This is a genomic window from Hoeflea prorocentri, assembly GCF_027944115.1.
Taxonomy (GTDB): Bacteria; Pseudomonadota; Alphaproteobacteria; order Rhizobiales; family Rhizobiaceae; genus Hoeflea_A; species Hoeflea_A prorocentri.
The window spans coordinates 573838-591350 of the sequence record NZ_JAPJZI010000001.1 but is presented as its reverse complement, the minus strand read 5'-3'; the positions used below and the strand labels follow the sequence as shown (position 1 = coordinate 591350).

The following is a 17513-nucleotide window of genomic DNA, read 5'->3' as shown; positions in this document are numbered from 1 at the left end:
TCAGTGGACCATGAACACCGGACAAGAGGCATTCTGCAGGATGTCCCGGGTCGTGCCGCCAAGCAGCCATTGCTGGAACCGCGAATGCCCGTATGCACCCATGACAACAAGGTCCGCGTCCTTGTCGGCCGCATGTTTCAGCAAAGCGTCTGCAACATCCTTCTCGGCGCTTGAGATCACATCAACCGTGACCGGGAGACCATGCCGGGTCAGGAACGTTGCGATGTCATCTCCCGGACTTGCTCCATATATGCGGTGGTCCGGATCCACCAGGACAACCCTGACATCCTCCGCATCCTCAAGAATCTGCAGGCTTCGGTGGATGGCCCGAACCGCTTCGGGCTCGAAGTTCCAGGCGATGACAATACGTTTGAAGGGATATCGAACGTCCTCGTCCTCTCCCAACACCAGGACGGGAATACCTGCGGTAAACAGGATGCCGTTGAAGGCCTCCGTGCAAATCGGGTTGCCCGGAACACGCGCATGCGGAATGAGCACCATGTCTGAAAAGAGAGCGTGCTTTCCAACAACGACGGAAATGGCCGATCGCTCCAGATTGTTCGCGATGACCGAAACAGATACACCAGCCTTGCGTGCCAGCTGCTCCAGTGCGTCGACCCGCTTGTCGGTTGTGCGAACCATCTCGGATCTGCGGTCGTTGATATAGTATTCGGGAGCGCCACCGTAAAATATCTCCGGTCCTGTCTGAACCAGACCGACCACAACGATGTTCAAATGGGCATCCATGCGGTGTGCCAGTGAAAGCATGGGTTCAATGGACTCGGCCGGCATATCTGTCGATTGCACGGTCATGAGGGTCTTGGGTTTCATTGACGACAAAGCTTCCGGTTACTGACGCAGACTCAAGATCGGCGACCGTGAACCATGGATGGTGATCCGCCGGAGTTCGGCAGATCACCCAGTGTCACGGGGCTTCGGAAATGCAGGCAGACAATGCCTATTCGATACGGATATTGTCGACGACATAAAGCACCCCCGGCGCAGCCCAGGCTGCATCTTCGATAAGGTCGCGCTGATGAAAATCGCGCACATATCCTTCCAGGGTCACCGTATTGCCCGAAACCGTGACTTTGATCTGATCGGCCTCTTTTTCTGAACTGCGCAAGAGGGCGTTCTCGATTTCCTGCTTGACGTCCGACCGTGTCGGCCCTGCCTTGATGGTAATCTTGTTCGAGATTCCCGTTATGCCGCTGACGTGCAGGACCTGCTCTTCAATGTGCCGGCGTTGGCGTTGCCATTCGACCTCACCTGTCAATGTGACATGACCCGCATGAACACTGGCCTGCACATTGCTGTCCGGAATGGACACGTTCCACTCCAGAACATGCGCCAGGCGTCCCGCGATATCGCTGTCGTCAATCCGCCTTTCCGACGGCAGGTGCACCGAGATCTCATCGGCCAGCGCCTTGACGCCGCGAACCCTCTTCGTTGCATCAACGGCGGCCGTTTTTTCGGGATAGCTTTCCACATGTCCGCTCAGCGTCACGGATCCGTCGGACGTCACGACGCCAATATGCGCGTGATTTACTTTGACATCCCATTGCAGTTCATCGAGAACATTTTGCTTCAAGGTTGCATCATCGATCATGGACAGTCTCCGATTGGTGCTTATGGACCTCCATGATGCGCAACTGGCAGCCGGCATGATTGACGTGCATCAATTTTTGCATGTGCAGATCCGCAAAGCCGGCTATCCGAGCCGAACAGTCACCTTGAGCGTTCTGCCGGGGCCTGGAAAACCGATCTTGTTTCCCTTCACGGTCCTGCCGCCCGCCTTTATCCACTTTACGCCATGGCCTACACCCTGCGGATCATCGATCGTCACTATAACCGTACCATCGGGCCTGTTGAGCACGACCCTGGCCTTCCGCCACTGTCGCGGAAGGCTCGGATCGATCGTGAAGGCCTTGCTTTCAATCCGAACGCCAAGAATGCCTTCCATGCCCAGTTGCCAGGTCCATCCCGCAGCGCCCGTATACCAGGACCAGCCGCCCTGGCCTTCCCGCGAAGCAAGGGCACTGACGTCGCCCGGCAGCACATAGGGTTCGCGGCGATACAGGTCGGCCGCCTCCCTTTTGTCCGCGCGGCGGATCGGATTGATGATATCAAAAACCTGCCAGGCGGCATCGCCATCGCCAAGCTTGGCGCAGGCCAGGCCAAGCCAGGCCGCCGCATGTGTATATTGACCGCCGTTTTCCCTCACACCCGGCGGATAAGCCTTGATGTAACCCGGATCACGCGTGGTGTTTTCGAAAGGCGGGTCCAGCAGTTTGACAAGGCGGTTTTGCGGATCGATGAGCAGTTTCTTCGCAGACCCGATTGCCTCAACCTTTTTCTTGCTGATCGGTCCACCGGAAAGAACGCTCCAGGACTGGGCTATGGAATCGATCCGGCACTCATCAATACTGCTCGACCCCCAAACCTCGCCATCATCATCGAACGCACGCAGGAACCATTTTCCGTCCCAGGCGCTGCTGCCTATGGCCTCTTTGAGTTTCTTGGCATGGTCTCGTAGACGGGTGGCGGCGGCCGCATCCCCCCTGCGCCGCATGATCGGGACAAAATGCGAGATAATCGCAATCTGGAACCAGGCAAGCCAGACACTTTCACCCTTCTTCTTCCAGCCGACACGATCCATGCCGTCATTCCAGTCACCGGTACCGATCAGCGGCAGGCCGTGCCGGCCGGTCGGCATCATCCGCTCCAGTGCCCGTTTGCAGTGTTCATAAAGGCTCGCGCTGTCGCCCACATCAAACAGGGCGTAATGATCGTGCTGGTCCGCCCGCAGTTCCGGACCGGTCAGAAACGGCACCGGTTCGTCAAGCACAGACCGGTCACCCGTCGCCTCCACATAGCGGGCGGTTACGAAGGGAAGCCACAGATAGTCGTCGGAGCAATGCGTGCGAACGCCGCGGCCAGAGGGCGGGTGCCACCAGTGAAGAGCGTCTCCTTCCTCGAACTGATGGCTGGCAGCCCTGAGCAAGTGGCTGCGGACCAGATCGGGATCGCTGTGCAGCAACGCCAGAGTATCCTGCAACTGGTCCCGGTATCCGAACGCTCCGCCCGCCTGGTAGAAGCCCGCGCGGGCCAGATAGCGTGACGACATGTTCTGGTATGGCAACCAGCGGTTCATCATCAGGTCGAAAGCCCGGTCCGGTGTTTCGACAAAGGCAACAGCGAACCGCTTGGCCCACAGGTCATCGATCTCTTCCAGCGCCCCGTTGACGACTGCCGGAGAGGTCCATTTCCCGGCCAGCGCCTCGGCTGCGGTGCCGTCTTCTCCTTGACCAAGCACAAAACAAACCTCGGCGGTCTCGCCCGGCGCGATATCCAGATGCACCTGGTAGGCCGCGCACACATCGCCTCCAGCTGTAAAGCGGCCTCCCAGATCCATGTGCCGCAGGGCAGCAGGGTTGGCATGGTCCCCCTCATGGCCGAGAAAATCATACCGGTCGCCGGACATTGAATGCGGTGGCAGGGAGGCGGTCAGAAAGGCGACGCGCGATGCAAATTCCGGGTTCCAGGCATTGTTCGCCAATATCGCCTTGCAGCCAGGACTGTATTGGCAGGCAATATGCGGTTTTGCACTGCTGCCCACCGCGCCCAGCAACAGGTCGGCAAAATAGGTTGCGGTGATCCTGCGGGTCTCTGACGCAAGATTGTTCAGTCTCAGGCGCACGATCTTGACCGGATCGGATTTGGGAACGAACACCAGCATTTCCTGCTCGAGGGCATGGTTGTTCTGCCGATAGCTCGTAAACCCTGCCCCGTGCCGCGTTTCACACGCGGACTTGTCTCCCAGCGGTGCTGCGGTGACTGTCCAGAACTCGGCACTGGCTTCATCACGCAGATAGAGAAATTCGCCGGGCGTGTCGCAAACCGGGTCGTTGCTCCACGACGTCAATCGGTTTTCGCCGCTGTTTTCTGCCCAGCTGAACCCGAGGCCGGATTCGCTGACGATGGTTCCGAATGTGTCGTTTGCCAGCACATTGCACCAGGGCGCCGGCGTGCGTTCGCCCGGCTCCAGAAAGACGACATACTCGCCATTGTCCTTATCAAACCCGCCAAAGCCGTTGTCGAATTCAAGACCGCCTGGCCGCTGCAGTTGTCGGGGCGTGATGAACCGTATTGGAACTGCCGGTTCAAACCGCGGTGGCGGCGCGCGGGACTCCAGAACAGCATCCAGAGCCTCTTCAAGGCTCAGCTTCTCAGGCTCCAGAACAACGCTCGCCGAAGCCTCCAGGGCGAAACGCCTTTTAGGGTCGATGTGACTTGCGGAGATGAGGTGAACGCCGCCATTTCGTCCAAGAAACCCGTAGGCATGGGCATCGCGCAAGACCGACAGGATTCGCTCGCGAACCGGCTCCTCATAACCCGAACTGCCAATCCGCAGGATAGCAATATCGGCCTCCAATCCGCCCCGCCGCCACAGTTGCTGCGCACGAACCAGAAGATCGACAAGGTCGAAACCTTCTTCATCCTCGATTTTGATCAACAGGATCGGCAGATCGCCCGATATGCCAAACTGCCAAAGGTCAGGTTGGCCAAAGCGGTTCGACGTGATGGATCCGGGTGCTCGACGCAAGGCAGGACAATTCTGTGCCAGCAAGGACGACAGAGCCTGAAGCTGGGGCGCCTTCTGCGAGTCGATTTCCAGACGCCGATACTCCCGGGAATAGGTGCGCGATGCGTCACGAAATACCCAGCCAAAGTCACGCGTGCGATATTTGTCGGCAATGTCCATGGCCGCCCGGGCCGACTTTGCGCTCACCGTTACAAACGAAAATGACCGGGTCTGCATCGGCTTGAGCCTGAGCCGCACCTGCATAGACATGACCGGGTCGAGCGTCCAGCCGGTTGATCGTGAACATCCCGAACGCAGCGCCTCCGGCCTGTCACCATCCGGGCATCGGCCAAGAAACGATCTGCGATCGGTTTCGTAGGAGACGATGTCGAAATCGGCTTCATCGCCGGCAATGGTGTGCAGGAGCACCGGAGGGGAATCCGTTGGCCTCCTCGGCCTGCGTTCGAATAGCAGACACCGCTTCCTGGCATTGTAGGAGCTGTGCACAAACAGTTTGCTGAACGCGGGATGGCGTTCGTCATCCCGCGGCGGCGACAGCACCACTTCCGCGTAACTCGTCAAAAGGATCGATCTGTCGACCTCATCCTCATTCGTAACGGTGACCTGCCGGATTTCCACATTGTCCGAAGGAGCGACCGTTGCCTCCATCCGAACCGTGAGCCGATCCGCGCGCCGCATCATTTCAACCATATGCTGGTGAAAGACGACCCTTTCCTCATCGGCATCACGGCCTGCGGGACGCCGTCCGACAGACCAGATGGAACCGCTTTCTTCATCCTGAACGTAGATCCAGTATCCATAGTGATCCCGTGTCGGATCCGGCTGCCAGCGCGTCAGCGAAGTTCCGTTCAAGGAAAGCCCACCGCCACCGGCGTCGGATATTCTCATGGACATGTGACCGTTGCCGATATGGTGAAACTGAGGAACGGTGCCGGTACGGGTCGGAATCCATGATGCAGGCCCCGGAAGGCTCTTGGGTTCTTCCGGTTGCGACCAGATTTCGTCTGCCCTGCCCGGTTCCGTCGATACGGTCCACGGCACTTTTTCCTGCAGCAGATATTCCACCGCCTGAAGGCGCCGTTCACTCAGTACGTGTCGGACAAGAATGTCTTTGCCCAGCACATTCGCTATGGCAGCAAGGATCATTCCCTGGTGGTGAGCCATGTAGGTGTTCACCGGGACGTAGCCCCCATGTGCGTCCGCCCTGTCGGGTGTATAGTCCAGAGCCTCCACGAAACCGTGTATTCCCAGAACACCCAGTTGTTCGAACAGCCGCAGGTTTTTGACGGCGGCGTTGGGCCAGATGCAAAGGGCAAGCGCACTGGCATAAGGAGCAATAACCAGATCGCTGGTCAAACCCCTGCGGATACCCAGCCCCGGAGCGCCAAATGCGCGATACTGATAGTTGCCATCGGCATCCGTAACTGCAAATGCGGATTCGGAGATGCCCCACGGCACGCCGCGTCGCTTGGCATAGTGGCGTTGATACTCGATCGCCGTTGCCTCGCTCTCTCCAAGGAGCGTGTCGCGCTTGCCGGGAAGGAACAGAGGCGGCATGAGATACTCGAACATCGACCCGTTCCAGGAAAGAATAGAGGGCTTTCCGCGCAGCCTTGTGATCGGCCTGCCGAGATAGAACCAGTGTTCGATCGGTGCATCGTGTTTTGCAATGGCGAAAAAACTGGCCAGCCTCGCTTCCGTCGCCAGCAGGTCATAGTGGCTGGTGTCCATCTGGCCGCTGCTGAGATTGTAGCCAATCCGAAACAGCCTCACTTCCGGATCGTAGAGAAAGGCGAAATTCATCCCGTAGGATTTTTCGTCGCAAAGGTCGCAAATATCCTCCAGACTGAACTGCAATAGCTCCTGACGCTGCAGACCGTGTTCGATGGCAAGACGTAGCCCCCGCAGCCATTCATCGGCCTGATCCTCATCGCTCAAGCCGTCGATGAGTTCCAGACACTGAATACTCTTGGAACGCGCCTCGCCTATGGCAGAGGAAGGGTCCAGACAGCCGCGGATTTGTCGGGCAAGAGCGGAGTATTGTTCCGGGGCTGTTTCCAGCTTGCCCAGCCAGGGCAGATAGATACCCATCGCCCGGCGCAGCGCACGCAGGTGATGCTCAAAGCGTTCAACCCATACCCGTATTTCCTCCAGATCAGACGCCGTCGTTGACGTGCTGGCTTCAATCGCCCCGCCTATTGCATTTTCGAGCTCGGGCCAAAACCCGTCGAGCCGTTCCAGAGCCGGAAGCCACTCGTCCATGGAACCGGTGGCCAGGGCAATCTGAGACCTGACGGCGCTCAAGCTGCGTTCGCAATTCCCGGATTCCCACGCGGAAAGGCGTCCGGCAGCCTCTTCAAGAAGGTCGAGAACGCAATCAAGACCGCGCCACAATGACCCGTCCATGACCGGGCTGTCTATGATCTGCCGGCATCCGTTTTTGACCGCCAGCAGGCTGATCGCAAGGTTTCCGCTGTCGACCGTGGAGACATAACGCGGCTCCAGAGGCTCCAGGCTCCGCGTGTCGTACCAGTTGAGCAGATGTCCACGGTAGGTCTGCATCCGATCCAGCGTGCTGTGGACGTTGCGGCACCTGGAGGCAAAGTCATCGGTCGTTATGAAGCCAAAATCGCGGGCCGACAGGGCCGAAACCATATACAAGCCGATATTTGTCGGTGACGTTCTGTGCGCCGTCGCTGAACGCGGTGCATCCTGGTAGTTGTCCGGCGGCAGCCAATTGTCCTCCGGTCCGGCAAACATCTCGAAGAAATGCCAGGTGCGCCGGGCAATCCGCAGCAAGAAGCCGGACTGGCGCTGATCAAGCGCCTCCCGCCGAATGCGCCTTGTTTTGCTGGTCCAGATCGCGATTTCAGGAGCCAGCAACCACAGGACAAGCAATGGTGTCGCAGCCGACAGAGCATGGTGATGAAACAGGATGAGGACGGCAAAAAGCACAACGGACAGAGCCGATGACGGCCACATCAGCTTCCATATTGCGCTACGCGGACTATGGCTGGAGACCCACTCCGCTGTATGGGCGGCCGAGCGCCACTCCAGGAGATTTTGCTGGCTGATACCGACGCGCCATACGGTCCGGACAATCGCATCAATGGAAATCAGCGTGTCGCTGACAAGGAATGTTATGGCCAGAAACCACCGGCCGCTGTTTTCCCGCAATCTGTGGAGCAACTCGCCGGCAAAACCCCGTTTCAGGGCACGGGAAAGGCCGGAAAAAAGCTCACCCAAAAGATAGGTGCCCGGGGCCGCAACCGCCAGAAGGGTCCACAGGACCGCGCTTCCAGGCAGGACCATCCAGCCGCCAATGAAAAAGAGCAGCAACGCCGGCGGCACGAGGCTGCGCCGAAGATTGTCGATGATCTTCCATCGGTCCAGCAATGAAAAAGGGTTGTTCGCGCGTGTGCCGTCTGCCATCGGTACGCGCCGCCTTAACCAGGGAAGCAACTGCCAGTCTCCCCTCACCCACCGGTGAAGCCGCAGCACATACTCCGCATAGGTGGACGGGAAGCTTTCATAAAGGACGATATTGGTGACAAGCGCGGTTCTGCCAAGCAAGCCTTCAAAAAGGTCATGACTGAGGATGGCGTTTTCCGGGATACGGTTCTCAAGGCGTCCCTGCAGCACCTTGACGTCATAGATGCCTTTGCCGACAAAGCTGCCGCTGCCGAACATGTCCTGATAAACATCCGAAACCGCCCTGGTATAGATGTCTATCGCGGCGTCGCCGGAGTAAAGGTGCGAAAACAGCGTTTCAGATCCGACCGACGGGAACATCTCCATGCGTGGCTGCAGGATGGAATACCCCGAAAGGACCTGCCCCGAGCGCTCATCAACCACCGCCCGGTTCAAGGGATGGGCGAGCGTTCCGACAAGTTGGGCCGCAGCACCGGGCGGCAGCATGGTGTCGGCGTCGAGTGTAATGACGTAGCGGTTTTGCCGCAGCGCCTCGAGTGAACCGACGCTGACGGAAAATGCCGTTGACGGGTCGCCCAGTACGAACCGGTTGAACTGTTCGAGTTTGCCCCGCTTCCTTTCCCAGCCCATCCACCGCCCGTTGCCGGTGTTGTACACCCTGTGGCGATGCATCAGGACAAACGGTTCGTAACCAGCCTGGCCATGTCGACGGTTGAGGTCATGAAACGCGGACACCAGTCCCTGCTCGATGGCGTCGTCGCTATCCAGCCGTTCGTGATCGGCGTCACAAAGATCCGAAAGCAATACATAGCGAAGGTTTTTGTCCGGATTTGCCAACCGCCTTGTCTCAAGTCGCGAAACGATTGCCAGAATTTCATCCGGCTTCGTCACAATCACTGGCACGATCACAGTGGTCGCGTATTCGTCCGGTATGCCTTTACTGAAATCGAATGCCGGCAGTTGCCTGGGTCGCACCAACTGGGTGATCGCCCAATGAACAAGCGACACGCTCAAAACGGACGCGGGAATGAATGACAGCGCCGTCGCCAATATCCAGGCCCAAGGCGGGGCGCTGACAAGATAAAGATAGTAAACCGGCACACACAGAGCCAACACGGCAACCGTCACCAAAGATGCAGCATAAAGGCCGCCCTTCAGAAATTGCAGCTTCCGGCCGATCCTCTCAATGGCAGGTACCCGGCTTGCGGCAAGGGTTTCAAGCTCCGCAAGCCCCGCACCTTCAAGCCAGTAGCCCACATGCTTTCGCGGATCGTCATCTTCAAAGGGCGACGACAGCTTGACCGCGCATCGCGCGACTTCGACCTCGTCCAGAGAAGAGTGCGCGGCCGTTTTTTCTATGACTTTGCGGTAAGTATCGCGGGAGCTGAATTCCATGCGCCGATAAACCCGCGCCGGATCGGATGTCAGCACAGCCTCGACGAGGCTCGTCTGATCAACAAAGTCCTGCCATCGTATGGAATGTATCGCACCAAGATTGATAATCGATCGCGCGACAAGATCTGCCGGATCCGTCGTTTCATCCGGTTCGTCTACACGAAAGGGAAACGACAGATCTTCATCGAGCCGGAAAAACGCGACCGCAAGCATCTCCAGGCTGGCCAGCCTGAGAGCGGATGGAAAGGCCCATAGCTCGGCGATCGATAACCCGTCCTTTTCCTGGAACGCGTTCAGATACTGCACAAGGTTCCGCATCGAAATTTGTATTCCATCAACAGCGGATATCGAGTGGGCGATGTCGAAAATTCGGGGCCGGATCACGCCCGAATTCGATTGAACGACATCAAGACGGCCAAAAAAATGCTCCGGAAGACCGCTCTGCACCTGCCGGATGGCGCGTAGAACCTGATAGTCATTATCAAGCAGCCAGTCGGCGGCCCTGCTGTGGACGGCAGGTGCGTCAAGGCAATATGTCCGCAGCCGGTCCAGCCAGCCAGTCAGTTCGCTGAGTTTTGCGTATATATCCGACTGTGGTTCTACGGCGGACAACAGGACCTGCGATCCTGCCAGTTCGAAAGCCGCCCGCCCCATCTCGTTTTCAGGCCCGGAAACCGCATCCATCATATTCCTGAGGTTCCGGCTGGCCTCCGGATGCCGCTGGCCTCCGCGCTTGAATAAACATGTGTCAGGTCAGTGGAATGCGGTCGCCTTACGATCAGAACCGGAATTGATGTCCTGCTCAAAACGAAATTCGAAACATCACCAATGGGAACATCGGAATAGCCGCTTTGTCCGTGCGAGGACATGACCAGAAGATCGATCGAAAGGGAGGTTATGGAATCTTCGATGCGGCGCCTGGCATCACCGCCTTTCAGCAGCACACATCTGACGTCGATCCCGCTTCCCAGAAGCGATGCGCGTGTCCGCTCAATATATTCGCGAGCCAGTCTGGCATTTCTCCTCGTCAACTCTTCCTGAAGCTCCATGTCCTTGACCCGCTGGCCTGCGCCGCCAATCAAGTCAATTTTCGGCGTAACATGCAGCAACACGATCTCCGCCTTTTCATGCTTCGCGATGCGCATGGCGACCGGAATGGCAGCTTCTGCCCGCGATGATCCGTCGAGCGGGACAAGGATCCTTGAATAGGTAACCTCCTCCGTCTGAGGCACGGTGTTTGGCACGAGCAACAGCGACCCGGCAGACCCGTCAACGATGCGACGCGCCGTTGCGCCGATGGTGCGTTTTGAAACTTCGCTGCTTCGACAGAAGGCGGTGATGTTAAAGGCATGTCCACCCGGGCATTCGATCTGATCGATCGAATTTCCCTCAAGCACGTTGAATGCCAGGGGCCTTTGACGAGATTCGAACTGGCTGGCTAAGGAGGACAGGAAGAGATTGGCTTTCCGGCGACGAATGTCCCACTCGATGGGATCGGACGGTGACTGTGCATTGTCAGTCCCGGTTTCAACAAAGTGAACAAGAGACAACTCGCCGCCAAGGGCGCGGGCGATTGTTCTGGCGTGTGACACGACCTTGCGCGATACCGGAGACGTGTCGACGCATGCGACAACATTCGGCACCAGTCCGTTGTTGCCGTTTTCGGAAGCAAAAGGCTGCTCGTTCTGATCCGTGTCTTCGACTGGCTTGCTTTGCAACGTTGGCTCTCCCTGCTGTGCGAGGTCGAGCGGGTCGGTTTTTCAACGGGCTAACCGACGCGGGGCGAACGCCCTATTGCCGCTCTGCAACCGATTATTGTTCGAATTGTCGAACTCAAATTGACGCCGATCAATTCTTGTCGGGTCGAGGAGACGGAATAGATCAAGGATTGGCGCGGTTGGCTCACCGCCCGTCAAAAAGCGCCTCAACATCCTTGCGCCTGCACAGCTGTGTGCCCGGCGTCATGACCGCTGCCGCACCGGCTGCCATGCCCAACCGGAATGCAGCCTCCACATCGCGCCCCGCCGCCAGGGAATGAACCATGGCCCCGACGAAACTGTCGCCTGCACCGACAGCCGATTGCACATTGACGCGTCTGGCATGCAATCGCAAAACGCCGGTCTCACTGGCAAGGAACGCACCTTCGGCGCCCATCGAGACGGCCACGTAGCGAGCGCCACCGCCGCGCACGATGTTCATCGCCGCATTTTGTGCGTCATCCTCGTCAAGCCTGCGACCGACAAGCTTCTGCAGTTCACCGATGCTCGGCTTGATCAGAAACAGGCCGCCCGCATCCAATGCGCTTTGCAAAGCGGCTCCAGATGTGTCGAGGACAAATCGCGTTCCCGCATCGCGCATGGATTCGGCAATTTTGGCATAGGTGTCATCAGGCAATCCTTGCGGCAGGCTTCCGCTCGCAACAACGTAGTCTCCTTCGAACGCTGCCACCCGTTCAACCACCTTCTCGACGCTTGCCGGGTTGATCTCAAGTCCCTCGGGAACAAATCGATACTCCAGTTCGGTCAGCATCTCGCGGACCATGTAAGACACCCGTGTCGGAGCTTCGGTCACTATGTTGTGCCTCGGCAATCCGGTTTTCTCCATGCAGTCATCAAGAAGTGCACCGGTTGCGCCGCCGGACAGATATATGACCTCGGCGGACCCGCCCAATTCGGCAACCACGCGGGCCACATTTATGCCACCTCCGCCAGGGTCGTGGCGCTGGTTGTGTGTGCGAACCTTGAATGTGTGCCGGACCTGCTCGGCTTCACACGACACGTCGACGGTGGGATTGAGCGCAATACACAGAATATCGGACATGTTGCGACCTAAGGAACCGTTCGTCTGGTGGGCTTTCGGATACGGCAAGCCGTTTCACAATCACTTTGTATCACGGAGATGCTGCTCGGCGCACGCCACGTGTTTTTTCACGCTGACGAAACTGTCGGGTGTCACCGATATGGAGTCAATCCCGGACCGGACAAGAAACTCGGCAAAGCCGGGCTTGTCACTCGGCGCCTGCCCGCACAAACCGACACGTGTATCCAGTTTGTGGGCGTCGACGATCACCTTGGAGATCATCCATTTGACGGCGTCATTCTCCTCATCGAAGAGGTCCGACAAGATCTCGTTGTCCCTGTCGACACCAAGGGTCAGTTGCGTCAGGTCGTTCGATCCGATTGAGAATCCGTCAAACCGCCGGGCAAACGCATCCGCCAGTATGACATTGGACGGAACCTCGCACATCATGAACACCTGAAGCCCGTTATCGCCACGTTTCATCCCCTTTGACGCCATGACCTCAAGAACCCTGTCCGCCTCGGCCGGAGACCTGCAAAACGGGATCATGACGATCACATTGTCAAAACCAAGCTCGTCTCTGAGCTTTGCGATGGCTTCGCACTCCATCGCAAATCCGGTTTCATAGCTCTCGGAATAGTATCGCGATGCGCCGCGAAAGCCGATCATGGGGTTTTCTTCGACCGGTTCGAACACACGGCCTCCTATGAGGTTGGCGTATTCATTGGTCTTGAAATCGCTCATTCGGACAATGACCGGTTTTGGGTGAACCGTCGCGGCGATGCGAGCCAGGCCGACCGCCAGTTTTTCGATGAAAAAATCCCGTTTGCGCGGGTATCCGGCAGTCAAGGATTCGATTTCGCTCCTGGCCTGCTCATCCTTCACCTCGTCAAACCGGGCAAGCGCCATTGGGTGTATCTTGATATGGTTTCCGATCACAAATTCCATACGAGCCAACCCGACACCGTCTGCGGGCACCTTCCACCAGCGAAACGCAGCGCCGGGATTGGCCAGGTTCAGCATGACCTGGGTTTCCGTCTCGGGAATATCTTCTGCGGATATGGTGTTGCGGCTGATTTGCGCCACGCCTTCATAGACAAATCCGACGTCACCCTCGGCGCAGGAGAGCGTTACGTCCTGCCCGGTATGCAGACGCCGCGTTGCATCCCTTGTCCCGACGATCGCTGGCAGCCCAAGTTCCCGGCTGACGATCGCGGCATGCGATGTCCGCCCTCCATGGTCGGTCACGATTCCGGCCGCCCGTTTCATGATGGGAACCCAGTCGGGATCGGTGTCGCCCGTCACAAGAATACTGCCATCGACGAATTCAGAAATCTGCTCGGGGCTCTCAAGCAGAACAACCCGGCCGGTGGCAACGGCGTCCCCGACGCTGACACCGCTGACAATCTGCTGGCCCTTCGAGGCAATCTCATAGGTCGTGAACAAGGATGAATCATTCCGCGACTGGACGGTCTCCGGCCGGGCCTGAACGATATAGAGCCGTTCGTTTGTGCCGTCCTTGGCCCACTCGATATCCATCGGAACGCCATAGTGTTGCTCAATCGCACAGGCCCAGCGCGACAGGGTGAGCACTTCCGAGTCTGAAAGGCAGTAGGTCGATTGCGCCTCGACGGACGTCGGGACGTATTGTGTTGCTTCGTCACCTGAGCCGTAAATGAGCTTTATCTGTTTTGCGCCGAGACGTTTCTCAAGGATAGGCTTGCGGCGCTTGTGATCCAGAAACGGTTTGAACGTTACGAATTCATCCGGCTCGACTTTTCCCTGCACAATGCTCTCGCCCAGACCCCAGGCGGCGTTGATGACAACGACCTTGTCGAATCCTGTTTCGGTATCGATCGTGAACATCACACCTGACGATCCGACATCCGATCGCACCATGGCCTGGATCCCGATGGAGAGCGCGACTTTCAGATGGTCAAACCCATGCAGGTTCCTGTAGGTGATGGCCCGATCGGTAAACAGCGACGCATAGCACCTCTTGCATGCCGCAAGCAGCGCCTCTTCACCCCTGATATTCAGGAAGCTCTCCTGCTGGCCGGCAAAGCTTGCCTCCGGCAGATCCTCGGCCGTGGCGCTGGAACGCACCGCCACATCCGCGCCGTCAATCAACAGGCGTTCCGACAGACGCGCATAGGCGCTCAATATTCGTTTGGCCACCTGGTGCGGCCATCGGGCATGCATGAATTCCGAGCGTATGCGCGCACCGGTCTCCTGCAGGCTGGACACACCATCCGCCAAGTCAGAAAGGGCCTCGGTAATGATCTTTTCAAGACCGTTTTCTTGAACAAACAGGCGATATGCGTGAGATGTGGTGGCAAATCCCTGCGGCACCGGAATGTCGTTCGCTTTCATCGCGTCGAGCATTTCCCCGAGAGAGGCGTTTTTACCGCCCACAAGATCAATGTCCTTGCGTCCGCACTCATCCAGCCAAATTACCAACCGGTCTTCGTTCATCGCCCAGCCCATATGTGATGTACAATCGATTGCCCGCCACGATATGTCGGATGCTGCGGCAGGCAATTGATGCTGATCAATTGCTCTTAAAGCCGGCATGACCGAATCCAGCGCAGGAAAAACCGCCTGGAAACCGAATCCGGTCCAACAGGTCCGAAACGCCTTCGCGGACGCCATTGAGGCTTTCTTCGGATCAACCGGAACAGGACTGATTTTTACAGGCCGGAATCCGGTGGGTAGACTTTCCGCTATCCCGGCAAATTTGATGAAAATCAAAAACTCAATCCGCTTTTGGTGCACCGTCGCGGTATCGGCCATCGGGATGGTGAAACCATGTTCAAGAACTCCGTGAAACTGTTTGAGCTGTTCGGGTTTCAGATACGGGTTGATTCAAGCTGGTTATTGATCGCGGCCTTGATTGTCTGGAGTTTGACGGTCGCCTATTTCCCGCAACAGCTTCCCGGCAAGTCTCAATATGACTATATCGCGCTGTCCGTATTGGCTGCGATCGGCCTTTTTTCATCCCTCATACTGCACGAGCTCGCCCACTCGCTTGTTGCCCGCCATTTTGGACTTAAGGTGGGTGGCATAACCCTCTTCGTATTTGGCGGCGTGGCCGAACTGGAACAGGAGCCGAGCAGCCCGAAATCGGAGTTTTGGATCGCAGTTGCTGGACCGGTCGCCAGCTTCGCACTGTCGGCTCTATTTTATCTGACCATAGTCGCACTTGACGGCAACGGCGCCTCGAAACCGCTGCACGTGGTGTTTGTCTATCTCGGCTTCGTCAATCTTGTTCTGGCCATCTTTAATCTTGTGCCCGCTTTTCCGCTGGATGGCGGCCGTATCCTCAGGGCTGCGCTTTGGCACCTCAAGGGCGACGTCTTCGAAGCAACACGGATCGCCAGCGGCTTCGGCACGGTGTTTGGCATCTTCCTGATCGTGTCGGGCGTGTTGTCGCTCTTCACCGCGAGTTCGGTTGCGGGCCTGTGGCAGATCCTCATCGGCTTCTTCATCGTTTCCGGATCCAGAAGCAGCTACCAGCAACTCATTATCAAGGCTGCCCTGAAAGAACAGACCATTTCAGCTTTGATGACACATTCGCCGATTGCAGCCGATGTGGACAACACGCTGGACGTCACCGTGAACGATATCATGCTTGCGCAAAACGTCAGTTTCGTCCCGGTGCTGGAGGGAAATCACCTGCTCGGCTACGTGGACGCCTCGCTCGTGCGCGAGATTGAACGCGACAATTGGCCGACCACCCGCCTTGGAGACATCATGGTCGCGGGCGGCCCGGACAATACGGTATCGGTCGACATGCCGGTGGATGAGCTTTTCGAAAAAATGGTCCGTACCAACCGCCGAAAGATGCTGGTTGGCCATGCCGGCAGGCTTGACGGGGTGATCTCGCTTTCAGACCTGCTTGCCTATCTGGCCGTTTTGCAAGGGCTGGGCGTTGCACGCATAGAAGAACTCAAGGGACGGTCGCACGCGTGAAGCTAGCGGATAATCGGACCGCAAAATTGAGATGCGTTAAAAATCTCAAACCGGCAGCACGTCACCAAGGTGGGAGGCAAGTTCGTGAACCGGAACGCCGTTCAGGTCCTTCGCGACTTCCGCCCGGACACAATGCTGCAAAGGCATGGTGAAGCTCTTGCGCAAGCTGCCGAGCATGGAGGGTGCCGCGCATATGATCAGACTTTCGAACTGGCCGCTGCGCAGGTTGCCGGCCAGGTCCCTGACAAGTTGCTTGGCAAATCTGTCGCGGTCGTTCAGCGCCTTGGTGTGCGGTTCCAGCTTGTGACGAATAGCCTGGGTGCGGCTGAAGGTGCGGCCTTGCCGATCCGTATGTCCCTCTGGTTCTGCGAATTCCCAATACCTGTCCGGTAAGAGCGTCAGGCCCAGTCCCGGTCCCCTGTACACAACTGCACGGGCGCTTTTACTGTTCACCGTCAAGATCCAAGTTATTCTCGATTTCATAGGAACATTCCACAAATCATCACGGGGGGACTGCCAGAATGGAACTGTGGTGGAGCGACTTATTGACGAGAATCAATTATGCCGCCGACCGGCCAACCACTTGGCTCACCAGATCAGCGACCGGTCCGGTGGCGTCGCACCGTTTCGCCATAGCCTAAGACACCTGGCTTCATGCCTGGCGTAGTTCCATATTGTCGATGACATGCCGCACCCCCGGTGCGGACCAGGCGGCTTCCTTGACAAGGTCCCGTTGATAAGGTGCAGCGATGTGTCCGCTCAACGTAACCGCATCTCCCGATACGGTTACACAAACCGTCTTCGCCTCTTCCTGGGAATGTCTGTAAAGGGCCTCTTCAATCTGATTTTGCACGCTGACGGCGGTTGCGCGCGGCTTGATCCTGATCTCACTGGTCAGGCCGCGCAGACCGGCAACATGCCTTATCTGTTGCAGCACCTGGGCGCGCTGATACTGCCAGTCAACTTCTCCCGAAAGCGTCACATAGCCGTTTCTGACACTCGCCTTGACCTGATCCTGTGGCACATTGACGCCCCAGCCCAGCACATGTGCGATGCGTTCGGCTATGCTTGCGTCATCGCGCCGCCACTCCGCGGGAAGATCGACTTCGATCTCGTCCGCAACCGCGAGAACGCCTTTGACCCTCTTTGCCGCCTCGCAGGCCGCGATCTTTTCTGGATAGTTGGGCACATGCCCGCTCAGTATGACCGCACCATGGGCCGACGATACACCGATGTGCGACTGGTCGACACTGCGGTCCCAGCGAAGCTCATCGAGCACGCGTTTTGTTAGAGTGGAATCCGAAACCAT

Annotated in this window: 9 protein-coding genes; 1 reads left to right on the top strand and 8 read right to left on the bottom strand. The window is 57.7% G+C overall.

Features of this window, described 5'->3' with window-relative positions; translation table 11 throughout:
* The 6 genes from OQ273_RS02690 to ppsA form a co-directional block, all read right to left on the bottom strand.
* Nucleotides 1–831, bottom strand: coding sequence for a universal stress protein (locus OQ273_RS02690; RefSeq protein WP_267988931.1), 831 nt, complete (start codon nt 829–831; stop codon nt 1–3).
* A gap of 127 nt (nt 832–958) precedes the next feature.
* On the bottom strand, nt 959–1609 hold the full coding sequence (locus tag OQ273_RS02685) for a BON domain-containing protein (RefSeq protein WP_267988930.1): 651 nt from the start codon (nt 1607–1609) through the stop codon (nt 959–961).
* A 102-nt stretch (nt 1610–1711) separates the two neighbouring features.
* The gene (locus OQ273_RS02680) at nt 1712–10120 is read right to left on the bottom strand and encodes a glycoside hydrolase family 94 protein (RefSeq protein WP_267988929.1); all 8409 of its coding nucleotides are present in this window, start codon (nt 10118–10120) and stop codon (nt 1712–1714) included.
* Entirely contained in the window at nt 10117–11151 is a 1035-nt protein-coding gene (locus OQ273_RS02675; protein WP_267988928.1) for a universal stress protein, read from the bottom strand. The genes OQ273_RS02680 and OQ273_RS02675 overlap by 4 nt, the downstream gene beginning before the upstream one ends.
* Nucleotides 11152–11335: 184 nt before the next feature.
* A complete protein-coding gene (locus tag OQ273_RS02670) occupies nt 11336–12253 on the bottom strand; it encodes a 1-phosphofructokinase family hexose kinase (RefSeq protein ID WP_267988927.1) in 918 nt (305 codons plus the stop codon).
* Between the two features lie 60 nt (nt 12254–12313).
* The gene (gene ppsA, locus OQ273_RS02665) at nt 12314–14707 is read right to left on the bottom strand and encodes a phosphoenolpyruvate synthase (protein WP_267993012.1); all 2394 of its coding nucleotides are present in this window, start codon (nt 14705–14707) and stop codon (nt 12314–12316) included.
* A 333-nt stretch (nt 14708–15040) separates the two neighbouring features.
* On the opposite strand from ppsA, the gene OQ273_RS02660 reads away from it, so the two are divergent.
* Nucleotides 15041–16204 (top strand): site-2 protease family protein, encoded by a 1164-nt coding sequence (locus tag OQ273_RS02660; protein WP_267988926.1) that lies wholly within the window; start codon nt 15041–15043, stop codon nt 16202–16204.
* A gap of 45 nt (nt 16205–16249) precedes the next feature.
* Here the strand turns inward: OQ273_RS02660 and OQ273_RS02655 are convergent, their stop codons facing one another.
* Nucleotides 16250–16687: a host attachment protein gene (locus OQ273_RS02655; RefSeq protein WP_267988925.1), complete on the bottom strand. Its 438-nt coding sequence runs from the start codon at nt 16685–16687 to the stop codon at nt 16250–16252.
* Nucleotides 16688–16856: 169 nt separating this feature from the next.
* On the bottom strand, nt 16857–17513 hold the full coding sequence (locus tag OQ273_RS02650) for a BON domain-containing protein (protein WP_267988924.1): 657 nt from the start codon (nt 17511–17513) through the stop codon (nt 16857–16859).